This is a genomic window from Bacillus sp. JJ1127, from assembly GCF_036965845.1.
Lineage (GTDB): Bacteria > Bacillota > Bacilli > Bacillales > Bacillaceae_G > Bacillus_A.
On the sequence record NZ_JBALQK010000269.1, the window covers coordinates 1 to 18,373 of the forward strand.

Genomic DNA, 18,373 nt, shown 5'->3' on the forward strand with positions numbered 1-18,373 from the left:
ACATTTTTAATTAATTCAGTTTTGTTCATTCTTTTCACCTCATAATAAATTATTTTACATGGGTTTGGTAGTATAATGAATAATAGAATAAAGCATGATTCGCTCATATAACAAATTGGTAGAATTACATTGTTACTTAATTTCGGTGAAAGAGGTTAAATCCCTGCAAAATATGGAGGAATTTATTTTCGTTGTTGTATGAGAAGGGTGATATATATAATTGAGGAGGAGTTCATAATTATGATTATTCGTAACAAAAAGGAAGAATTAATACTAATTCGACAACATGATCATGGATTTCTAGCAGGGGAGATTGCAAAGAATATGAAAGGGGATTTATTTGAGGATGGATTCTATCTAAAAGAGTGTATTGCTGCGATTTATGAGCATGATAGGGGCTGGATTGGTTTAGATAAAACGCCCATTTGGAATGATGCTAGGGGTGTACCCTATAATTTTATGGATTGTCCGAGTTCGTTACGCTTTGTTTTTTATACTTTAGGGCTTAACGAGATTGAAAATTCAAACCCTTATGGTGCTGTACTTTGCAGTAAGCATTTTATATCATTTCCTCTTAATCAAGAAGATAAGGAAATGGTGGAATTTTATAAGCAGGAACTGAATCGTCAAAAGAGAATTTTGAAAACGCTAACAAAAGAACAGCATACTATGTTTGATATGCACTATAAACTCTTGAAATTTTGTGATGAGTTATCATTATATGCTTGTATGAATGAACCTGGTGTAAAGAAACTAGAAGAAGTGGATTTATTTAAAGAAGGATTTGAAGGAACTGAAGTGTTCAATAGAGATATAAATGAGCCATTACAAGCTAAATGGATAGATAAGAAAAAAATTCAAATTACGCCATTTCCTTTTGAGACAGAATTTAAAGCATCCGTAAGATACAAATCTATAAAAAAGAAAACAATAGAAAAAATAGGGATTGTTAAAGCCGATGAGCAAGAGGAATTTCAGAAACAAGAATTATATTTTGTAAGGTGAAAAGTAGTTGTGAAAGAAGGAGCATTAATAGAAAGAATAGAAGCTTATTATTTGAATGTATAAGTAAAGCTATATGGGGGGAAGTGAGAATATGCAGAAGGAATATTTTAGTGAACATTTTGAAGTTGAAAAATTAGAAGATGGTATTTATGTTGCGATTGCGAAAGAAGGGGGTGGCTCCTTAGCTAATGCAGGTTTTATTGATATGGGGAATCAGACCATCATTTTTGATACATTTCAAACACAACAAGCAGCAGCGGATTTAAAAAAGATAGCAGAAGAAATAACGGGGCATTCTATATCGTGGGTTATTAATAGCCACTGGCATGGAGACCATATTCGCGGAAATCAAGTCTTTGAAAGTTGTAATATCATATCTAGTCATAAAACATATGAGAAAATGGCAGAAATTCATCCTTCCAGAATTGATAAACAAAAACAAGACATAGAAGGTTTACATAAATATATACATTCCCTACAAGATCAATTTGATCAAACAAATGATGAAGGCTTAAGAAAACAAATTTTATTTTTAAATCAGTTAGCAATTTCATTACCTACACTTCAACTTGTATTACCCCAATATTCTTTTCAAAATGAATTTACTATACATGGTTCGAAGAGAACTGCAAAATTAATTACGTTAGGCGGGGGACATTCCATTTGTGACACAATTCTTTATCTACCTGAAGATCGAGTTTGCTTTATGGGAGATTTATTATTTGTGAAATCGCATCCTACTTTTTTTGAGGAATCAAACCTTGAAGAATGGAAGAACATTTTAGAAATGATTGAGAAGTTTGAAATCGATAAGGCAGTACCAGGCCATGGCTCTGTAGGTATAAAATCAGACTTGAGAAAAGTAATAGAGTATATTGAAGAATTAACGTTATTAGTTAAAGAGAGTATAAATATCGATGAGATCCAATGTCCTAGTACTTATAAGAATTGGCATGCTCCTGAGGTTTTTACACAAAATTTACAGCATTTAAAGAAAGTAATGAAATTGCCAGCGGTCCATAATAATGTTACCACATAAAAATTTTATATAAGATTGATACAAACAAAGGGCATACCATTTCAATATGGGATACCCTTTGTTTTGAAATTTGATTAACCTGCAATCCTTTTATCCGATGCTTTTAACCTCTCTACTTGTAAGAATCGATTTGTTTCAGCAACGACTACACTACTTAATCCAATTAGACCCACTAAGTTTGGAATTGCCATTAGTCCGTTTGCGATATCAGCAAACGTCCATACAATTCCCAGTTTTAAGTTGGCACCAAATACGATCATTACAATGAAGATAGCTTTATAATATTGTACGGCACCTTGTCCAAATAAATAAGCTACGCATTTTTCACCATAATAGGACCATCCTAAAATCGTGGAGTAGGCGAATAGAATAATTGCAATGCCGAGAATCATGCTGCCAGTATTACCAAATACAGATTGGAAAGCAAGAGTAGTTGCTTCAACACCAGTTTTTCCAGATTTCCATGCGCCTGTTGTAATTAATACTAAACCAGTAATTGTACAAACAATAAATGTATCGAGGAAAGTCCCCGTCATCGACACAAGCGCTTGTTTAGCAGGTGAATCTGTTTTTGCAGCCGCTGCCGCAATTGGTGCACTTCCTAGTCCAGCTTCATTTGCGAATACGCCTCGCGCCATCCCAATTTGAATTGCTGATGCAATGGTTGCCCCAGCAAATCCGCCGGCAGCGGCTGTACCATTGAAAGCACCAGAAAAAATAAGTGAGAACGCTTCTGGAATTTGATCAATGTGATAAAAGATAATAATAAGTCCTGCAAGTACATAAAAGAAAGCTTTAATAGGAACGAAAAATCCTGTAACTTTCCCGATTTTTTTTACACCACCTAAAATAACAATTGCAATTAAGAAAGCCATTAAAATACCAGTTAAAGCAGGTGGAAACGAAAAGTTTATTCTCATCGCTTCTGCAACCGAATTTGATTGCACCATATTCCCGATTCCGAAAGAAGCCGTTGTCCCAAAAATAGCAAATAAAATAGCGAGCCATTTTTTACCTAAACCACGCTCTAAATAATACATCGGACCACCGGAATATTCACCATTAGCACCGCTCACACGGTACTTTACGGCAAGAATCGCTTCTGCGTATTTTGTTGCCATGCCAAACAGGGCAGTAATCCACATCCAAAATATAGCTCCTGGACCTCCAATTGAAACTGCTGTTGCGACACCAGCTATGTTTCCCATTCCGATAGTCGCAGCCATAGCCGTCATTAATGCTTGAAAGTGACTGATATCTCCAGAAGAAGATTTATCTTCTGATTTTCCAAATGCTAGTTTATGAGCGTACAATAGTTTACTAAACTGTAAACCTTTTAGGCGTACTGTGAGAATGATTCCAGTTCCAACAAGAAGGAACAAGGTCGGCAATCCCCATACGTAGTGATTGATTGCTTCTAATACTTTACTTACTGTCTCCATCTTTATTCTCCTTTTAGAAAAAATAAAAAACCACTTCACATACATGAAATGGTCTCTGGAGAAACAAGGGATAGAAAAATAAACCGATATAAATCGATATTTTCTTTCGCTTGTCTCTGTCCTTTTACCTGAGAGATTATCCGCTAGTACAAACGGATTTGCTCCTTCGGTGCTCTGTTTCCTCCGCTCTATATGAAAGCGGGAGGGAGTCTCTCCAGAGATTCGTCCCCATGCAGTTCTACTTGTAACCAAGACCTGAGAGTTTCAAAGCTGAGTTATCAACTTTTTGCCCCGTCGGTAGATCAATAGATCTTCTCCTGAATGGTTCATCCGAATTATGTGATTAAAAACTGAATGATATTGATACGAAATGATTTAATCAATAAACAGCATTATAGATTCTTCATAAATGAATTGCAATCATTATTTATTGGAAAATACTTTTGAACAAAAATTTTATCTCCTAAAGTGGAAGGGGATTATAGCGTGAATTTATTTTTTTGTTATCCCTAATATGTCGTTTAGTTCAGCTAACGTAGATAAAGCCATGACAATATTTTGATCAGCAAGTCCTAAAGATTGCGTCGCATTTTCTAGACTATCTTTTAAAGTCTTCTCATTGTTTAAGCCTTGCGTAACAGAAAGAGCGGCATTTTCCATACAATTTGAAGCGGCTATAAACGCGGTTTTAAAATAATTTATTTTCTGTTTTAGTGCAGGGTCTTTCATTTTTTCTTCAGCTTTAAATGCATCCGTTTTTTTAGAAATTTCGTTGAATTGTTGTGCTATATTATTCATTTTATCTAGTAATTCAGCTGTATGTATGTTACCTGGATTTGAATTTAGTTCAGTCCATGTTGGTAGCCATTCCCGCTCAACGATATGATCGTATTTTGTAGTAAGAAAATCGATTTCAGATTTTAATTCTTGTTGGTAGATTTTTTTATCGATAGGTTCTTTAGCAGTTTTTATTGTTGGCTCATTAACGTAGTGTGACAAAATAATCGCTCCCATGCTCATAATAATCATTATGCCAAGAGATACGAGCCACCATTTTTGATAGAAAAAATTTTTCATTGGATATTTCCTCCTGATATATAAAACATAAGCAGCATTTTTCTATCATAACAAGCTATACGTTCAAGAATTGTCGTATTTTGTCGAAAAGATAGATTTGGATGTCAGGAAAATCTTTGTTTGTATCTTATTTAGTATTCACGATAACAATCCGAGCTCTTTTGCATGTATTGGAGGAAGACTTAATTGTTGAACGAAAAATAAATGAAGTGGGATGTTCTCTTTTATTTCAACCCATTCGTGATAACAGGAAAATAATGCTTGAATATCATTATTGAAATATTGTTCTACTAGTATACGAATCAATTTCGTACTTCGCCAATAATCATAAAAAGCTCCCGCATATGATCCATTTTCTGCAGACTTGCCGAACTCATTTAAAGGGTAATTACTAAATTCAGCTTGATATATGTTAATTAATTCATCTTCTACCTGCATAATTGTTTTAAATTGTTCATGTGACATCATTAGTTTTCTTGGCAAATAAAAGCATACACCTTCTTCAAACCACATCGATTCTTCATCAATTTCATCAAAATCACTATGGAATTCTTCAGCGTGATGTACAAATTCATGTGCAGCAATAGTTGCGATGTCGAGTATATTAAGTTGCTTATAATATTGCTGAGCTTTTTCAAGTTCTTTTCCGTCAGTCACAGATAAATAGATATTTTTCCATACATCAATAAGTGGTGTAATATGAATTAAATCACGTGAGGTGTAAGCTGGCATAGGAATATTTGAATAAACTTGTGTTGCAGATTCTAAATCGTGAAATACGATTCCTTTTGGTGGCGAGAGGATTGTAACCTTTTCTTGCAATAAAGGTATGAAGCTTTGTAATTCGTTTAGTAGTTTCAGACCTTCTGCTTCAATCTTTTGAATATGAGTTGAATCAGTTACTGAGAATGCAAGTTTCATTCTTAACATACTCCTTTTATTGTATTATTTAATAAGCATGTTACAAGTGTACCACGATTAGGATGTCTTTTTAGTTTCTATTCTGAATTTTTTGACTGTAAATCGATTTCTCTATAACATGGAAATAACACTTTATAGAGAAATGAGCTGATCGATTGTCAATTATTAAGAAAATAGGTCGTTTTTGCCCTATAGATGACACTGGATATATTATGAATAACATTCAACCAATTTTCCAGAGCAAGAACAAAATATGAAGAAAGCGCTGCAATATGCAGTTAATCCTATAGACGGCATAACAGGAATTTTATTATTTTTGGATAATTTTAGAGTCTGGATAATAAAAGAAGCAGATCATTATTTAAATAACAGCGAAGAAAATGAAACATAATTTTATTATGTAAACAAATCGGTTCCATTTTTAAGTTATAGGTGAGGGAGAAATGAGAAAGATGGATTTTTATATTGTTGATGTCTTTTCACAAGGAAAGTATACAGGTAATCAACTTGCAGTATTTGTAGATGTTGATCAAATTTCAAGTAAGGAAATGCAGTTAATAGCGAAGGAAATAAACTATGCTGAAACAACGTTTATTCTCTCAAAAGAACAGAGAAACGGAGGGTATGATGTACGCATTTTTACACCAAATGAAGAAATACCTTTTGCTGGGCATCCTGTATTAGGAACCGCTTTTGTACTTAAAGAAGAACTCCTTCAAAATGATACGCTTAAATATATTCAATTACATTTTCAAGGTGGTTCTGTAGAAGTTACCTTTCATGAAGGGGAAAATGTGCTGTGGATGCAGCAAAATGAGCCTGAATTTGGAGGGAAGTTAGATAGAAATGTAGTTGCAGAAGTGCTAAATATTGATATTTCTCAAATAGACATTCGATATCCAATCCAAGAAGTATCAACAGGCTTACCTGTTATTCTTGTGCCGTTAAAATCGTTAGCTGCTGTAAAAGAAGTTCAAATAAACAAGGAAAAATATTTTAAGCTAATCGAAAAGAGAGAGGCAAAAGGAATTATGGTATTTACTTCTGAAACGTATGAGGAAGTAAATGATCTGAATGTCCGTGATTTTGCAGAGTACTATGGTATTCCGGAAGATGCAGCAACTGGTAGCTCTAATGGATGTTTAGCAGCATATTTAATAAAACATCGGTATTTTGACGAAAAGAAAATAAATTTGCGTGTTGAACAAGGATATGAGATAAAACGACCTTCATTATTAAATATTCGAGCAGAAGAAAAAGAAGATGTAATTGATGTTTTTGTAGGTGGAGAAGTAACAAGCATTGCAAGAGGGACATGGAATGTATAGTAAGGGGGAGCCGCATGTTATTAAAAACGATATTTTGTCAGGTAGAAAAAGAGAAAAAGGGTTTGTTTTCAGATGCACAAGAGAGATGGAGAGGTTTACAAAAGCTAGAGGGATTTCGTGGACAGTTCGGGGGTTGGAATGGGGAGGAGGCTTGTGTGTTTACTGTTTGGGAAAATATGAATACATATTAAAAATTCATGAATGAAATGCATGATCCAATTTTTCATAATAGTAATCAAAAGGATACGTATTTAACTTGTAAAATAGAGTTATTTCAAACGTTATTTGATATGAAAGCTACTCCATTTACGAATGCATTTGCAAAAAATCTATTTGTCAGAGTAGCAGTTTGTGATGTGAAAAGAGGCAGGGAAGAGAACTTTTTACATATACAAGAAACAATTTGGAATAAAGGAATGGAAAAGTCAGAAGGAATGTTAGGCGGCGTTGTAGGAAGATCCCTTAAAAACTCCAATCGCTATGTCGCCCTTTCTTTTTGGAAGAATGAAATGTCACATCAGTGTTATGTGAAAGGAATTTTTCCTGGATTATATGAGTTAGCTAATGTAACCGAGGATGTTGAAAATATAAATGGAAAACAAGTTGCGTGTATAAAAGAATGGTCTGTATATTAATTATAAAAAAAGTGAATAAATGATGTATATCTAGGATAAATGATTTTAGTAGTTATAGTTGTATGAATTATTAGTTTAAAAGTAGAAGGCATGCAGTGAATGTCTTATTGATATGTAGTTCAATAAGACGAATTCTTTTCTTTTAAACATGAAAATTATAGAAGACGTCAGATACCCTTTCATGTTAATATATTTAAGTTATATTAGGAGGCTTACCCTTTTGTTATTGTACGGTAGAAGCAGTGTGAGCTTGAAATTTTTAAAGAAAAGGATGTGCCTAACTTGCGTATAAATAAATTTATTAGTGAATCTGGAAAAGCATCTAGACGCGGAGCAGATAAGTTAATTAATGAAAGAAGAGTAATTATTAACGGAAAGGTTGCAAAAATAGGTGACCAAGTACAACCAGGTGATGACGTGCGAGTAAATGGAGAGCAGCTTCGAATTGCTCGAGACCATGTGTATATTGCTTTAAATAAACCAGTAGGTATTACATGTACAAGTGAAAAGGCAGTTAAAGGTAACATTATCGATTTAGTGAATCATCCTTTACGAATTCATCACGTTGGACGTCTTGACAAAGATTCAGACGGTTTAATTTTGTTAACGAATGATGGCGATATTATTAATGAAATTTTACGTGCTGAAAATAAACATGAAAAAGAATATATTGTTTCAGTAGATAAACCGATTACGCCTGAATTTTTAAAACAAATGGCAGCGGGTGTTAAAATTTTAGGAACAAAAACACTTCCTTGTGAAATAACACAGTTATCAAAATATGAATTCCAAATTATTTTAACACAAGGATTGAATCGCCAAATTCGTCGTATGTGTGAAGCTTTAGGTTATCAAGTTTACACATTAAAACGTACGCGAATTATGAATATCCAGTTGAATAATTTACCAGTTGGACAGTGGAGAGATTTAACGAAGAAAGAGAAAAAAAGATTATTTGCAGACTTAAACTACGAACCACAAGATTGGTAAAAAAAGATAGGGGAAATCAAAAAACATGAAAATTGTTTTTGGTTTCCCTTTTTTGATTGAACAAAAAATATTTTTTAACACTTGCAAAAATAAAATGAATAGGATATAGTAAATAACAATTAATGGATGTATTGTAAAAGCAAAGAAAAGGACACGAGTTATTTTAAACGGTTGTACAGAGAGGGAAGGAATGCTGAGAACTTCCTAACGCAGTGAAATAACTTACCACCTTAGAGCTGCACTGGGGAAAATGAAAGTATCTAGTGCCGTGTCAGCGACGTTACTGCAAAAGAAGCCATTGTATTTTTTAGTATGATGGGAATCTGGGTGGAACCACGGGTAAAAGCACGCTCGTCCCTATTATTAGGGATGAGTGTGCTTTTTTATTTATGAAATGGAGCGATTAAAATGAGAGAACAGATGATTAAAATTATTTTTCCAGATGGTAGTGTAAAGGAATATGTAAAAGGAATTACTCTAGAAGAGATTGCGGCCTCAATTAGCTCTAGTCTAAAAAAGAAAGCAGTAGCAGGAAAAGTGAATGACCAATTATTTGATTTACGCCGAAACATCGAACAGAATGCAGAAATTCAAATTATAACTATGGATTCAGAGGAAGGAATAGAAGTCGCAAGACATACTTCTGCACATATATTAGCGCAGGCTGTTAAAAGAATATATGGTGGTGTAAAACTTGGTGTAGGGCCTGTTATTGAAAATGGATTTTATTATGATATGGATCTTCCAAGTAGTATAGCGGTAGAAGACTTACCTAAAATTGAAAATGAAATGCGAAATATTATAAACGAAAACTTAAAAATAGAGCGAGTTGAAATCACTAGAAAGGAAGCGGAAAAGCTTTTTCAAGATATAAAAGATGATTTAAAATTGGAACTTTTAGAAGCGATTCCTGAGAATGAAGTTGTCACAATTTATAAACAAGGAGAATTTGTTGATTTATGCCGTGGGCCGCATTTACCGTCAACTGGCTACTTGAAAGCATTTCAATTAACACATGTTTCTGGTGCGTATTGGCGAGGGGATAGTAATAATCAAGTACTTCAGCGTATATATGGTGTTGCATTTTCTTCTCAAAAAGAGTTAGAAAACTATTTACAGTTTGTAGAAGAAGCGGCCAAGAGAAATCACCGTAAACTAGGGAACGAACTTGAATTATTTATGTTTTCAGAAGAAGCACCAGGGATGCCTTTTTATTTACCGAAAGGACAAATCATTCGAAATGAATTAGAGTCTTTTTTAAGAGAAATACAACAAAAATACGATTATCAAGAAGTCCGCACTCCTATTATGATGAATCAAGAGCTATGGGAAAAATCAGGACATTGGGATCATTATAAAGATAACATGTATTTTTCAGAGGTAGACCATAAAAGTTTTGCATTAAAGCCGATGAATTGCCCTGGACATATGCTTATCTTTAAAAATAAACTACGCTCATACCGGGATTTGCCAATCCGGATGTGTGAATTTGGTCAAGTACATCGCCACGAATTCAGCGGTGCATTGAACGGATTATTAAGAGTACGTACATTCTGTCAGGATGATGCACATTTATATGTAACACCTGAACAAATAGAAAGTGAAATTAAGTCAGTGTTAAAGCAAATTGATTATGTTTACAGAACATTCGGTTTTGAATATGAAATCGAGCTTTCAACTAGACCGGAAGATTCCATGGGAGATGATGAGCTATGGAACCAAGCTGAATCAGCTCTTGAAAATGTATTGAAATCATTGAATTATAACTATAAAGTGAATGAAGGGGATGGCGCATTTTACGGACCAAAAATTGATTTTCATATTAAAGATGCTTTAAAAAGAAGCCATCAATGCGGAACAGTTCAGCTTGATTTCCAAATGCCAGAGAAATTTGATTTACATTATATTGACGAAAGCAATGAGAAAAGAAGACCAGTTGTGATTCACCGCGCTGTATTAGGTTCTTTTGATCGTTTCTTAGGAATATTAATTGAACACTTTGGAGGAGCATTTCCAACATGGTTGGCTCCCGTTCAAGTAAAGGTAATTCCTGTTTCCACTTTAGTACATGAACAATATACAAAAGAAATTGAAGAAAAGTTAAAACGGGCTGGTATTCGCGTCGAACGAGATATGCGCAGTGAAAAACTAGGTTATAAAATACGAGAAGCACAGCTGAAAAAGATTCCGTACATCCTTGTCATTGGAGATAAAGAAGTGGAGAATGGATCTGTAAATGTACGTAAACATGGAGAAGAGAAATCAGAAGTTGTTTCACTAGATAAATTTATGGAATGCGTACAGGATGAACTTTATAATAAATGTTCTAAATAACAAATAGTAAACGTTGCTGCACACCACCTTTCATACGTGGTGTGCTTTTTACTGCAATAAAAAAATGGCTCACAGTCGTTCTTTGAATCGATAGAGTAATGGAAGGAAAAGATTGGATACTGGTCGAATAAATATGTTATGACTTCCGAGAAATGACAGAATACAAAACATTTTGTCGAAAGAAAAGGTATCGAATATGAAAGAAATGCTACAGTTATTTCGTAACAAAATTTATGCAAGATTTTTTCTAGCAAATATTTTAGAGCGGCTTGGTTCTATGATCGCAGGGATATCTTTAATGTTTTATTTGTTAGATCAATATGGGAAACAGCCTATTTACGCAACGACAACACAGATTATGATGGCATTACCTTCACTTGTTTTTTTCTTAATGGTGGGTACAGTAGTGGATCGGTTTGACCGACAGCGTATTTGTACGATAAGTAATATATGTTGCTCTCTCTGTAATATTGGAATTCTAATTTCGCTTTATTACGGAATGATCATACTTGTATTTATCTTTCTATTTTTAGAAAATGCTTGTATTCAGTTTTTCTCTCCATCGGAGCAAGCGATGATACAAGGTGTTGTTCATTCTGATCAATATGGTGCAGCAGCAGGAATTAACCAAATGGTAAATAGTTTGTATGCTTTATTTGGAGTAGGGATAGCGACAATGGTGTACTGGACGTTTGGAATTTACGGCAGTATTCTAGTGAATACTTTAACGTTTATGGCAAGTGGTATTTTAATTCAAACCATTTCAATTCAAGAGAGCGTACGGTTACCGAATGGTAGAACAGAGTGGAAACAAGTGAACGTTAAGATGTTATTGACGGAATTTAAAGAAGGATTGCGGTATATTTATCAAAACGATACGCTCAAAAAGCTACTTCTAGGCTTTATTGTGTTTGGGTTATTAAATGGTGTTTTAAGTGTATCTTCTACATACATACTAAAATATAAACTAGCTCCTAAAACTTATGAAGGACTAGCGATGGTCGGAGGAGTTGTTGGGGGGATAGCCATGCTACTTGGAAGTATCGTGGCAACGAGTATAGGAAAGAAATATACGCCCAAAGCCATTATTGTATTTGGGATGTTGGGTTCGGCAGTATTTTTTGGTATGTGTTATTTTGTAAATCAGGTGTGGTCTTTTTATGTATGTATAGGCTTGGCTACATTCTTTTTACCTTTTATCAATATTGCTGTATCGGGGTGGATGTATGAAATTGTTGATGAGTCGTTTATGGGGCGTGTACAAAGTTTGCTTAGTCCCTTAACAACTGGTTTCCAATTGTTATCGCTTGGAGCGATTGCTATGTTGTTCCCAAGATGGATTCATGCAGATACTTTATATCTTATTTTATTTGCTTTATTAATATTTGTTACATGTCTCTATCAAGTCATATTGCCTAGTGGTCAAAAACAAGTCAAAGGTGTGGTGGAAGAAATGTAAATTTGACTAAAATATATTTCCTAAATGATGTCGTGTTGTGTGAAATGTTGGTTTTTATTTCTGAATATTCTTTTTTTTGGTGGGGATTGCTTTTTTACAACGATTTGCTGCGCTTCCGTGTTTGTCCTAAGGTTTAGAAATAGATCTTATCAGTTATGGAAAAACAATTGTATATTTCCATCAGAAAACATCTAAATAAAAAGATAGATGAAAACAATCCGTTTTCACCTATCTTTTTTCTCTTTTACAAAGGTGGTAAATCGATTTTTCCTTCTTCAAACAATTCTTTTAGCATATGTTTCGTATATCCAGCTGCTTGTCCAAATGTGATTTTTGCAGGCATTGGTGCTTCGTTTGCATCTACTACTACATCAATAATACAAGGTTTATCTTGTTTGACTGCATGTTCAAAAGCAGGGAGCAGTTCATCTATATGTTCTACGCGATAACCTATACCGCCGCATGCTTCTGCATATTTTGCAAAGTTAGGGTTTGTTAAGTCTGTACCAAACTCAATGTTCCCCATTACTTCTTGTTCGAATTTAATCATCGCAATCTTATGATTGTTGAGTACAACGACAACAATTGGTAACTTATATTTGACTGCAGTCACGAAATCGTTCATTGTCATCCCGAATCCACCATCACCGCAAATTGCAAAGACTTGCTTATCAGGAAATGCAATTTGTCCAGCAAGTGCACCAGGTAAACCACAGCCAAGCGTTGCAAGCCAGCTAGAAATGATAAACTGTTGATTTGTCATGCGGAAATGACGTGCTGTCCAAACGGTTACATTTCCTACATCTACTGACAAAATTGCGTCATCATGAGCAACATGCTGCAAGGCATGCATAACTCTTTGAGGTTTAATAGGAGTAGAAGAATCTTCTTCTTGATCATGCAGTTTTTTCTCCCATCTTTTCATTAATTCTTGATGGTGTTTTAGGAATGAGTGATCGCTATGCTTTTCAGTATTTTCTAAAAGCCACTTTAATGTTTTATCGGCGTCACCAGCTAATCCAATATCTGTCGCATAGCGTTTTCCAATTTGAGCAGGATCTGAATCAATATGAAGCGTCTTTGCTTTTTCGGGTAAAAAGCCAGTGAAAGGATAGGAGGTACCGATCATGATTAATGTATCTGCATGCTTCATGGATTCATAAGCAGGTTTTGTCCCAATTAATCCTAAACCACCGATACAAAGAGGGTGTTCATCAGGAATAATTCCTTTAGCCGGGAGCGTTAAAACAATTGGTGCACCAATATGCTCTGCGAATGCAAGTAAAGATTCCTTTGCATGCTTCGCTCCTTTTCCAGCTAAAATAACAGGATTTTTTGCTTCATTTAATGCTAATTTCGCTAAGCTTAAATCTTTTTCTTGTGGAAAGAGTTCTGGTAATGTGAAAGAAGAACTGGTTATACGGGCACCAGCTTCTACTTCAAATTTTGGTACATCATCTGGAATGGTAAGAACAGATACCCCTTTTTTTGTATAAGCCATGCGGATCGCTTGGTTAACTACAGCAGGAAGTTGTTCGGCTGACATAATTCGTTGATTATAAACGGCGACATCATCAAACATTCTTTCTAAGTTTACCTCTTGGAAAAATCCTGTTCCAAGTAAATCTGATTCAACTTGCCCTGTAATAGCTAGAACTGGAGCTTGGTCTAATTTTGCATCATATAATCCGTTTAATAAGTGAATTGCGCCGGGGCCAGCAATAGCCATACAAACTCCAAGTTTACCTGTTAATTTTGCATAAGATGCAGCTGCTAATGCACCAGCTTCTTCATGACGAACTTGAATAAATTTAATTTTATCTTGTTTTTTTCGAAGAGGTTCGATAATAGAATTAATGGAATCCCCAGGCATACCGTAAACGTGGTCAACGCCCCATTCAATTAAAAGATCAACAAGCGCCTCACCTGCTGTTTTACGAAACATAATAGTTCCTCCTTATGTACTAAGATACTATTATATTTTGAAGAAAAAGGTAAAATATACAAATGATAAATAAAAGCTCTATTTTAATGATGACCCGCAAAAACTGTAAAAATTGTTATGAGTAAAAAACCACTTATAGACCAGGAAAGGAAGGGGAGTACTGAAAGATGTTTCTTTGCTTTCCATAGCATTTCATGTATTGTGACATAACCTAACGATCCAATGGCACTGCCCATTATAAGTCCTTGTAAATGAATCGCTTTTCCATCCATCATAATGCCAAAGATGGTACCAGTACCGAGAATAATGGAAAGTAATAAAATTGTTAATAGAAATGAAATATATGTATGTCTTGTAAATAGAAAAGGAATGATTAACGCTAAACCTTCTGGAATATGGTGTATTACGATTGCAAGTAAAAATGGAATTACAGATTCATTGTGATTTATAAACGCAGATCCTAGCGCAAAACCACTCGGTAAATTATGAATAAAAATAGCAAAAGACAGAAATAAAAAGGTTTGCCATGCTTGCTGGCCTTTTTTATGTATCATAGGGTGATGGAAATAATTATCTAATAAACTCATAATTAGAATACCAATGATAATCCCGAGTATAGGACCAAACATTTCGTAATTTAAAAAAGTTTCTGGAATAATTTCAAGCGATAATAAGCCGAGTAAAATACCACCGCATAGTGCATATAAGCGATGCATCTTTTCTTCTATTAGCTGACGTGTCGCAAGCCCAACAGCCCCGCCTAATAACAAGCCGCCAAATGAAAAAAACGTAACGATCATTGGAATCCATAATCGCTCCATATCATCACACTCCATTTTTATAACCTTCATTTTCAGCTTACTATGATAGGAAAGAGATTAGTCCAAATAATTGGGGCCAATTATAGAGAAATATTTATTTATTCGATATAATTTGTGTATTCTTTTAATTCGAAAAATAGGTAGGGGATGCAGTTTGCAAACAAAATGGAGTTTATCGGAATATGAGAATCCAAAGCGGTATGATGCAGAAAATACAAGTTTGTCAGATTTCCCTTTTTTACTATCGTGGGCTAAAAAAATTGGAATACAAAATGAATGGATATTGGATATGGCTTGTGGAACAGGTAGAGTGACGATTCCTTTTGCGCAAGAAGGATATCGAATGATTGGAGTAGATATACATGAAGGCATGCTTGAAGAAGCAAAGAGAAAATTTTCAAATTCTACTAAAATAAAATGGTTAAAACAAGATTGTTTGCAGTTACGACTAGAGGAAACAATCCCACTTGCGTATATGGTAGGCCACGGATTTCAACACTTCCTTACAAATGAGCATCAAAATCAATTATTAACATCGATTCATAGTGCTCTTGCTGATGAGGGAATATTTATTTTTGATACAAGATTTCCTTCAGCAGAAGAGCTATTACAGCCAGCAACAGAAGAATACTGGACAACAACTACAGATGAAAAAGGGAGAAGGTGTGATTTGTATACGGAGATGAAATATAATCCAATTATACAAGTTCAGCACTATATAACAACTAGAAAATTTTATGAAGAAGACATTGTGACTGAAGAAATAAAAACAAAGATTGATCTTCGTTATACATATCCCCAGGAATTAGAGCAAACACTTGCAGCTAATGGGTTTCAGTTATTACATATATATAACGATTGGGACGGAAATGAGCTGGGAGAGGACTGTTATTCTATGGTTGTGGTTTGTCGGAAGGTGAAGGGAATTTAAATTTTATGATTTGAAAAGTGACAAAAATAACCGTTACTATAAAAAAAATATCGTTACTATCTCTGTTTGTATATTTATTTGTTTTAAGGAGTAAAAAACATTTAGTTCAACTCTATTTTATAAAACAGAAGATTGTTTTTCATAAAAAATATGCCTCTGTTAGCGAATAGAGGCATATTTTTTATAATTTTTCTAAGACAGCTGATATATACAATCTTTCTAGAATTAAGCTGAGAAATCATCAATAATTTCTACCACTTCAATTTTTCCGTTAATCAAAAGCTCAGGAAGCTCGTTTTTTACATTACCCTTCCAATATTCTCTAGCTTGTTCAATTTTTTGAGAGAAAGGAACCCCATCTTCCTTTGGTAAAAGGGTTCCATCACCCTCAAAAGAATTTCCAATAACTCGAAGTTTAACAATCTGCAAAACTTTCCGATTGTAAGAATCAAATAATTCTTTCCATTTCAAAGCGTCTTCATAGCTTTTCACAGCGTATAAGCAAGACAATCTTGAAGGGTATTCAGGATACTCTTGTAGTCTAACCATTTCTACTATCACTTCTCTAACCGCTCTGATTGTTTGGTCTACATACTTAATAACTACTTCAGTATTTTCTTTATTCAGGTTCAAGCCTTCATTTGTATAATGGCTTTGTAAAATCTGAATAAAGTCTTCGCCTTTAGAATTTAATTGTTCTCTCTCAAAAAAGAAGTGATATAAGGTATTGTTTTGGTTCTTGTCAAAGTTAATTATCTGGCCAAGACGCATTTTTTTCCTAGTAACAATGTGATAAACATACAATTCGTTCTCTTTCATGGTCTGCCTCCTATTAGCTATTTCCGTGAATGATTTGCGACAATCGTTGCAAAAGTAATATTGACGACCTTGTTAAGAAGCAACGTTTTGGTATCGAAATCACTTAGTGTATGTAGTGGTAAGTTGTTAATACAACATAAACCCGCTTCGTGTCCAAGTAGTTGCCGAACTGTGATATTTTCTTTTCCATTTATCCCAAATTCGTTCCAATAAGTAGATACTTTTTCGTCGTAATCTATATAACCCATGGAATGAGCTAAAGCCAATGCAAGAGCAGCGAATCCTTTTGTTCCAGAAAATATGAGAACAGCTGTATCTTCTTGCCAGAGTTCTTTTGTAAGATGATCACGATATCCACCCCATAGATCAGCAACACATTCACCGTTGTAATAGATGCAACAAGCTGCACCTAATTCCTCCCGAGTTGTAAAGTTTTCTGTAAATGTATGTTTAACTTTCTCAAATCCAGGTTTGACGAAACCGTCAATATGAATGGTTTGTTCCATTGTTGTATCCCCTTAGTGTTTAAATTATGACAAATAAAATATTAGTATATATAGTAATGCTACACAAAAATATGTAAATCCTTTATGAAGTAACATAAGGTTAGTTTTAAAGGGTACGGAGAAATACCAAAAAGTAAGGGTTATTTTAGTCACCAAGATTGAAAATTGAAGAATTTCCAGTAACACTTTATTTTGTAGTAAAAATGAAAAGCGCACCCTGTTTATGCAGGTTTGTGGCTCTCGTCGTAACCGTTATTTTTGTAACTGTTCATGATTCATACTTGTTTTGATAAGGTGTAATCATATCTTCCCAAAATTATCATTTCCATTTCTCTTTTTGAGGGGTATCAAATGATTAAAGGGAAAATGTGAATACGAGCAGAATGTGTTTTAGGAAACGGTATATATCGCAAACGAGAATAGTAGTCATAAATACAAATAATGTATTTCCAGAGGTGAGTATGGATAAAGAATTACTAAATGCGGTTGAGAAGACAATGGTATCAAACTTTACTTAATAAGGAACCAGATTTCATGCCACATAAGGGATTTGCAGAATGGGAACTTATACCTGGATGTTGGTTACAAGTAACAGAAGGGGTGCCAAGTCGAGGGAGTGGACCGATTCGTTTAGGAGTTATAAATATTGAGGATGAACGGGAAAGACTGAAAGAAGAGTTGGGTATTGAAAATTTTGAAATATATACTCGTATAGAGGTCCCTGTTAAATGGGGAACTTTTGCGGATCCATGGGGGAATCGACTTGGCTTCTTTGAATATCTGGATCAGAATGAACGTATCAAAACTATTCAGAAGTTAACATAGACATAATAGGTAAAGTTTTATTGAACGCAAAATAATCGATCTTTTTTATAAAAGATTCAATTCATTGATTTGTACCATGAATCAAATAAACCATTTATTAAAAAATGTTTTAGACTATAGAAAAAATATTAACCTATTAAAAAATAGTTACAGGGATGGAAGGTGTTTTCCATCTCTGTAATCCCGATTGTTAAAATCTGTAATTTTGTAGATACCACTACATTACTTATAAATCCCGTAGACGTTTCCTAATATCTGCTGCCACTCTAGTAGGATTATCAATCTCAAAAAAGACA

At 34.4% G+C, this 18,373-nt stretch carries 16 protein-coding genes, 1 pseudogene, 1 riboswitch and 1 other annotated feature; of the genes and pseudogenes, 10 read left to right on the forward strand and 7 right to left on the reverse strand.

All coding sequences use genetic code 11. The annotated features are described in order from the left end of the window. The first annotated feature begins 240 nt into the window (after positions 1-240). Positions 241-1,005, forward strand: a complete 765-nt coding sequence (locus V7183_RS21935; RefSeq protein WP_335360827.1) for a DUF3891 family protein — start codon at positions 241-243, stop codon at positions 1,003-1,005. A gap of 91 nt (positions 1,006-1,096) precedes the next feature. Continuing rightward, entirely contained in the window at positions 1,097-2,044 is a 948-nt protein-coding gene (locus V7183_RS21940; protein ID WP_335360828.1) for an MBL fold metallo-hydrolase, read from the forward strand. Between the two features lie 74 nt (positions 2,045-2,118). Here the strand turns inward: V7183_RS21940 and V7183_RS21945 are convergent, their stop codons facing one another. The 3 genes from V7183_RS21945 to V7183_RS21955 form a co-directional block, all read right to left on the reverse strand. Further along, positions 2,119-3,486 carry an alanine/glycine:cation symporter family protein gene (locus tag V7183_RS21945; protein WP_335360829.1) on the reverse strand — a complete coding sequence of 456 codons (1,368 nt, stop codon included), beginning with the start codon at positions 3,484-3,486 and terminating at the stop codon, positions 2,119-2,121. A 106-nt stretch (positions 3,487-3,592) separates the two neighbouring features. Beyond that, positions 3,593-3,714: riboswitch (glycine riboswitch) on the reverse strand. A gap of 264 nt (positions 3,715-3,978) precedes the next feature. Continuing rightward, positions 3,979-4,563 (reverse strand): hypothetical protein, encoded by a 585-nt coding sequence (locus V7183_RS21950; protein WP_097899138.1) that lies wholly within the window; start codon positions 4,561-4,563, stop codon positions 3,979-3,981. Positions 4,564-4,701: 138 nt separating this feature from the next. After that, the gene (locus tag V7183_RS21955; protein WP_335360830.1) at positions 4,702-5,484 is read right to left on the reverse strand and encodes a hypothetical protein; all 783 of its coding nucleotides are present in this window, start codon (positions 5,482-5,484) and stop codon (positions 4,702-4,704) included. A gap of 253 nt (positions 5,485-5,737) precedes the next feature. Here V7183_RS21955 and V7183_RS21960 point away from each other — a divergent pair, with 253 nt between their 5' ends. From V7183_RS21960 to V7183_RS21985, 6 genes and pseudogenes are all read left to right on the forward strand, one after another. Beyond that, positions 5,738-5,875, forward strand: coding sequence for a hypothetical protein (locus V7183_RS21960; protein ID WP_335360831.1), 138 nt, complete (start codon positions 5,738-5,740; stop codon positions 5,873-5,875). Positions 5,876-5,927: 52 nt separating this feature from the next. Next, positions 5,928-6,812, forward strand: a complete 885-nt coding sequence (locus V7183_RS21965) for a PhzF family phenazine biosynthesis protein (RefSeq protein ID WP_335360832.1) — start codon at positions 5,928-5,930, stop codon at positions 6,810-6,812. Between the two features lie 14 nt (positions 6,813-6,826). Continuing rightward, positions 6,827-7,447: pseudogene (locus tag V7183_RS21970) on the forward strand (DUF4937 domain-containing protein). A 282-nt stretch (positions 7,448-7,729) separates the two neighbouring features. After that, on the forward strand, positions 7,730-8,437 hold the full coding sequence (gene rluF, locus V7183_RS21975) for a 23S rRNA pseudouridine(2604) synthase RluF (RefSeq protein ID WP_141523370.1): 708 nt from the start codon (positions 7,730-7,732) through the stop codon (positions 8,435-8,437). A 133-nt stretch (positions 8,438-8,570) separates the two neighbouring features. Beyond that, positions 8,571-8,799 (forward strand) — a binding site (T-box leader). A 46-nt stretch (positions 8,800-8,845) separates the two neighbouring features. Next, on the forward strand, positions 8,846-10,771 hold the full coding sequence (thrS, locus tag V7183_RS21980; RefSeq protein WP_335360833.1) for a threonine--tRNA ligase: 1,926 nt from the start codon (positions 8,846-8,848) through the stop codon (positions 10,769-10,771). Positions 10,772-10,943: 172 nt separating this feature from the next. After that, positions 10,944-12,230 (forward strand): MFS transporter, encoded by a 1,287-nt coding sequence (locus V7183_RS21985; RefSeq protein ID WP_438825190.1) that lies wholly within the window; start codon positions 10,944-10,946, stop codon positions 12,228-12,230. A 244-nt stretch (positions 12,231-12,474) separates the two neighbouring features. Here the strand turns inward: V7183_RS21985 and V7183_RS21990 are convergent, their stop codons facing one another. Both V7183_RS21990 and V7183_RS21995 read right to left on the reverse strand, forming a co-directional pair. Next, positions 12,475-14,175: a pyruvate oxidase gene (locus V7183_RS21990; protein WP_097899144.1), complete on the reverse strand. Its 1,701-nt coding sequence runs from the start codon at positions 14,173-14,175 to the stop codon at positions 12,475-12,477. An 83-nt stretch (positions 14,176-14,258) separates the two neighbouring features. Further along, positions 14,259-14,996: a ZIP family metal transporter gene (locus tag V7183_RS21995; protein WP_335360835.1), complete on the reverse strand. Its 738-nt coding sequence runs from the start codon at positions 14,994-14,996 to the stop codon at positions 14,259-14,261. A gap of 154 nt (positions 14,997-15,150) precedes the next feature. Here V7183_RS21995 and V7183_RS22000 point away from each other — a divergent pair, with 154 nt between their 5' ends. After that, a complete protein-coding gene (locus V7183_RS22000) occupies positions 15,151-15,927 on the forward strand; it encodes a class I SAM-dependent DNA methyltransferase (RefSeq protein WP_438825191.1) in 777 nt (258 codons plus the stop codon). 225 nt (positions 15,928-16,152) lie between these two features. Here V7183_RS22000 and V7183_RS22005 read toward each other — a convergent pair whose 3' ends face one another. Both V7183_RS22005 and V7183_RS22010 read right to left on the reverse strand, forming a co-directional pair. Further along, positions 16,153-16,746 (reverse strand): DUF2441 domain-containing protein, encoded by a 594-nt coding sequence (locus tag V7183_RS22005; protein WP_335360836.1) that lies wholly within the window; start codon positions 16,744-16,746, stop codon positions 16,153-16,155. 17 nt (positions 16,747-16,763) lie between these two features. Beyond that, positions 16,764-17,252 (reverse strand): serine hydrolase domain-containing protein, encoded by a 489-nt coding sequence (locus V7183_RS22010; protein ID WP_335360837.1) that lies wholly within the window; start codon positions 17,250-17,252, stop codon positions 16,764-16,766. Between the two features lie 480 nt (positions 17,253-17,732). Here V7183_RS22010 and V7183_RS22015 point away from each other — a divergent pair, with 480 nt between their 5' ends. Then, positions 17,733-18,077 (forward strand): VOC family protein, encoded by a 345-nt coding sequence (locus tag V7183_RS22015; protein WP_335360838.1) that lies wholly within the window; start codon positions 17,733-17,735, stop codon positions 18,075-18,077. The last annotated feature ends 296 nt before the right edge of the window (positions 18,078-18,373 follow it).

Bases quoted from the DNA above. Each gene is read 5' to 3' on its own strand.
- V7183_RS21935 (WP_335360827.1), top strand. From the start codon at position 241: ATGATTATTCGTAACAAAAAGGAAGAATTAATACTAATTCGACAACAT.
- V7183_RS21950 (WP_097899138.1), bottom strand. From the start codon at position 4,563: ATGAAAAATTTTTTCTATCAAAAATGGTGGCTCGTATCTCTTGGCATA.
- V7183_RS22010 (WP_335360837.1), bottom strand. From the start codon at position 17,252: ATGGAACAAACCATTCATATTGACGGTTTCGTCAAACCTGGATTTGAG.
- V7183_RS22015 (WP_335360838.1), top strand. From the start codon at position 17,733: ATGCGGTTGAGAAGACAATGGTATCAAACTTTACTTAATAAGGAACCA.
- V7183_RS21940 (WP_335360828.1), top strand. From the start codon at position 1,097: ATGCAGAAGGAATATTTTAGTGAACATTTTGAAGTTGAAAAATTAGAA.
- V7183_RS21960 (WP_335360831.1), top strand. From the start codon at position 5,738: ATGAAGAAAGCGCTGCAATATGCAGTTAATCCTATAGACGGCATAACA.
- V7183_RS21945 (WP_335360829.1), bottom strand. From the start codon at position 3,486: ATGGAGACAGTAAGTAAAGTATTAGAAGCAATCAATCACTACGTATGG.
- thrS (WP_335360833.1), top strand. From the start codon at position 8,846: ATGAGAGAACAGATGATTAAAATTATTTTTCCAGATGGTAGTGTAAAG.
- V7183_RS21955 (WP_335360830.1), bottom strand. From the start codon at position 5,484: ATGAAACTTGCATTCTCAGTAACTGATTCAACTCATATTCAAAAGATT.
- V7183_RS21995 (WP_335360835.1), bottom strand. From the start codon at position 14,996: ATGGAGCGATTATGGATTCCAATGATCGTTACGTTTTTTTCATTTGGC.
- V7183_RS22005 (WP_335360836.1), bottom strand. From the start codon at position 16,746: ATGAAAGAGAACGAATTGTATGTTTATCACATTGTTACTAGGAAAAAA.
- V7183_RS21990 (WP_097899144.1), bottom strand. From the start codon at position 14,175: ATGTTTCGTAAAACAGCAGGTGAGGCGCTTGTTGATCTTTTAATTGAA.
- V7183_RS21965 (WP_335360832.1), top strand. From the start codon at position 5,928: ATGAGAAAGATGGATTTTTATATTGTTGATGTCTTTTCACAAGGAAAG.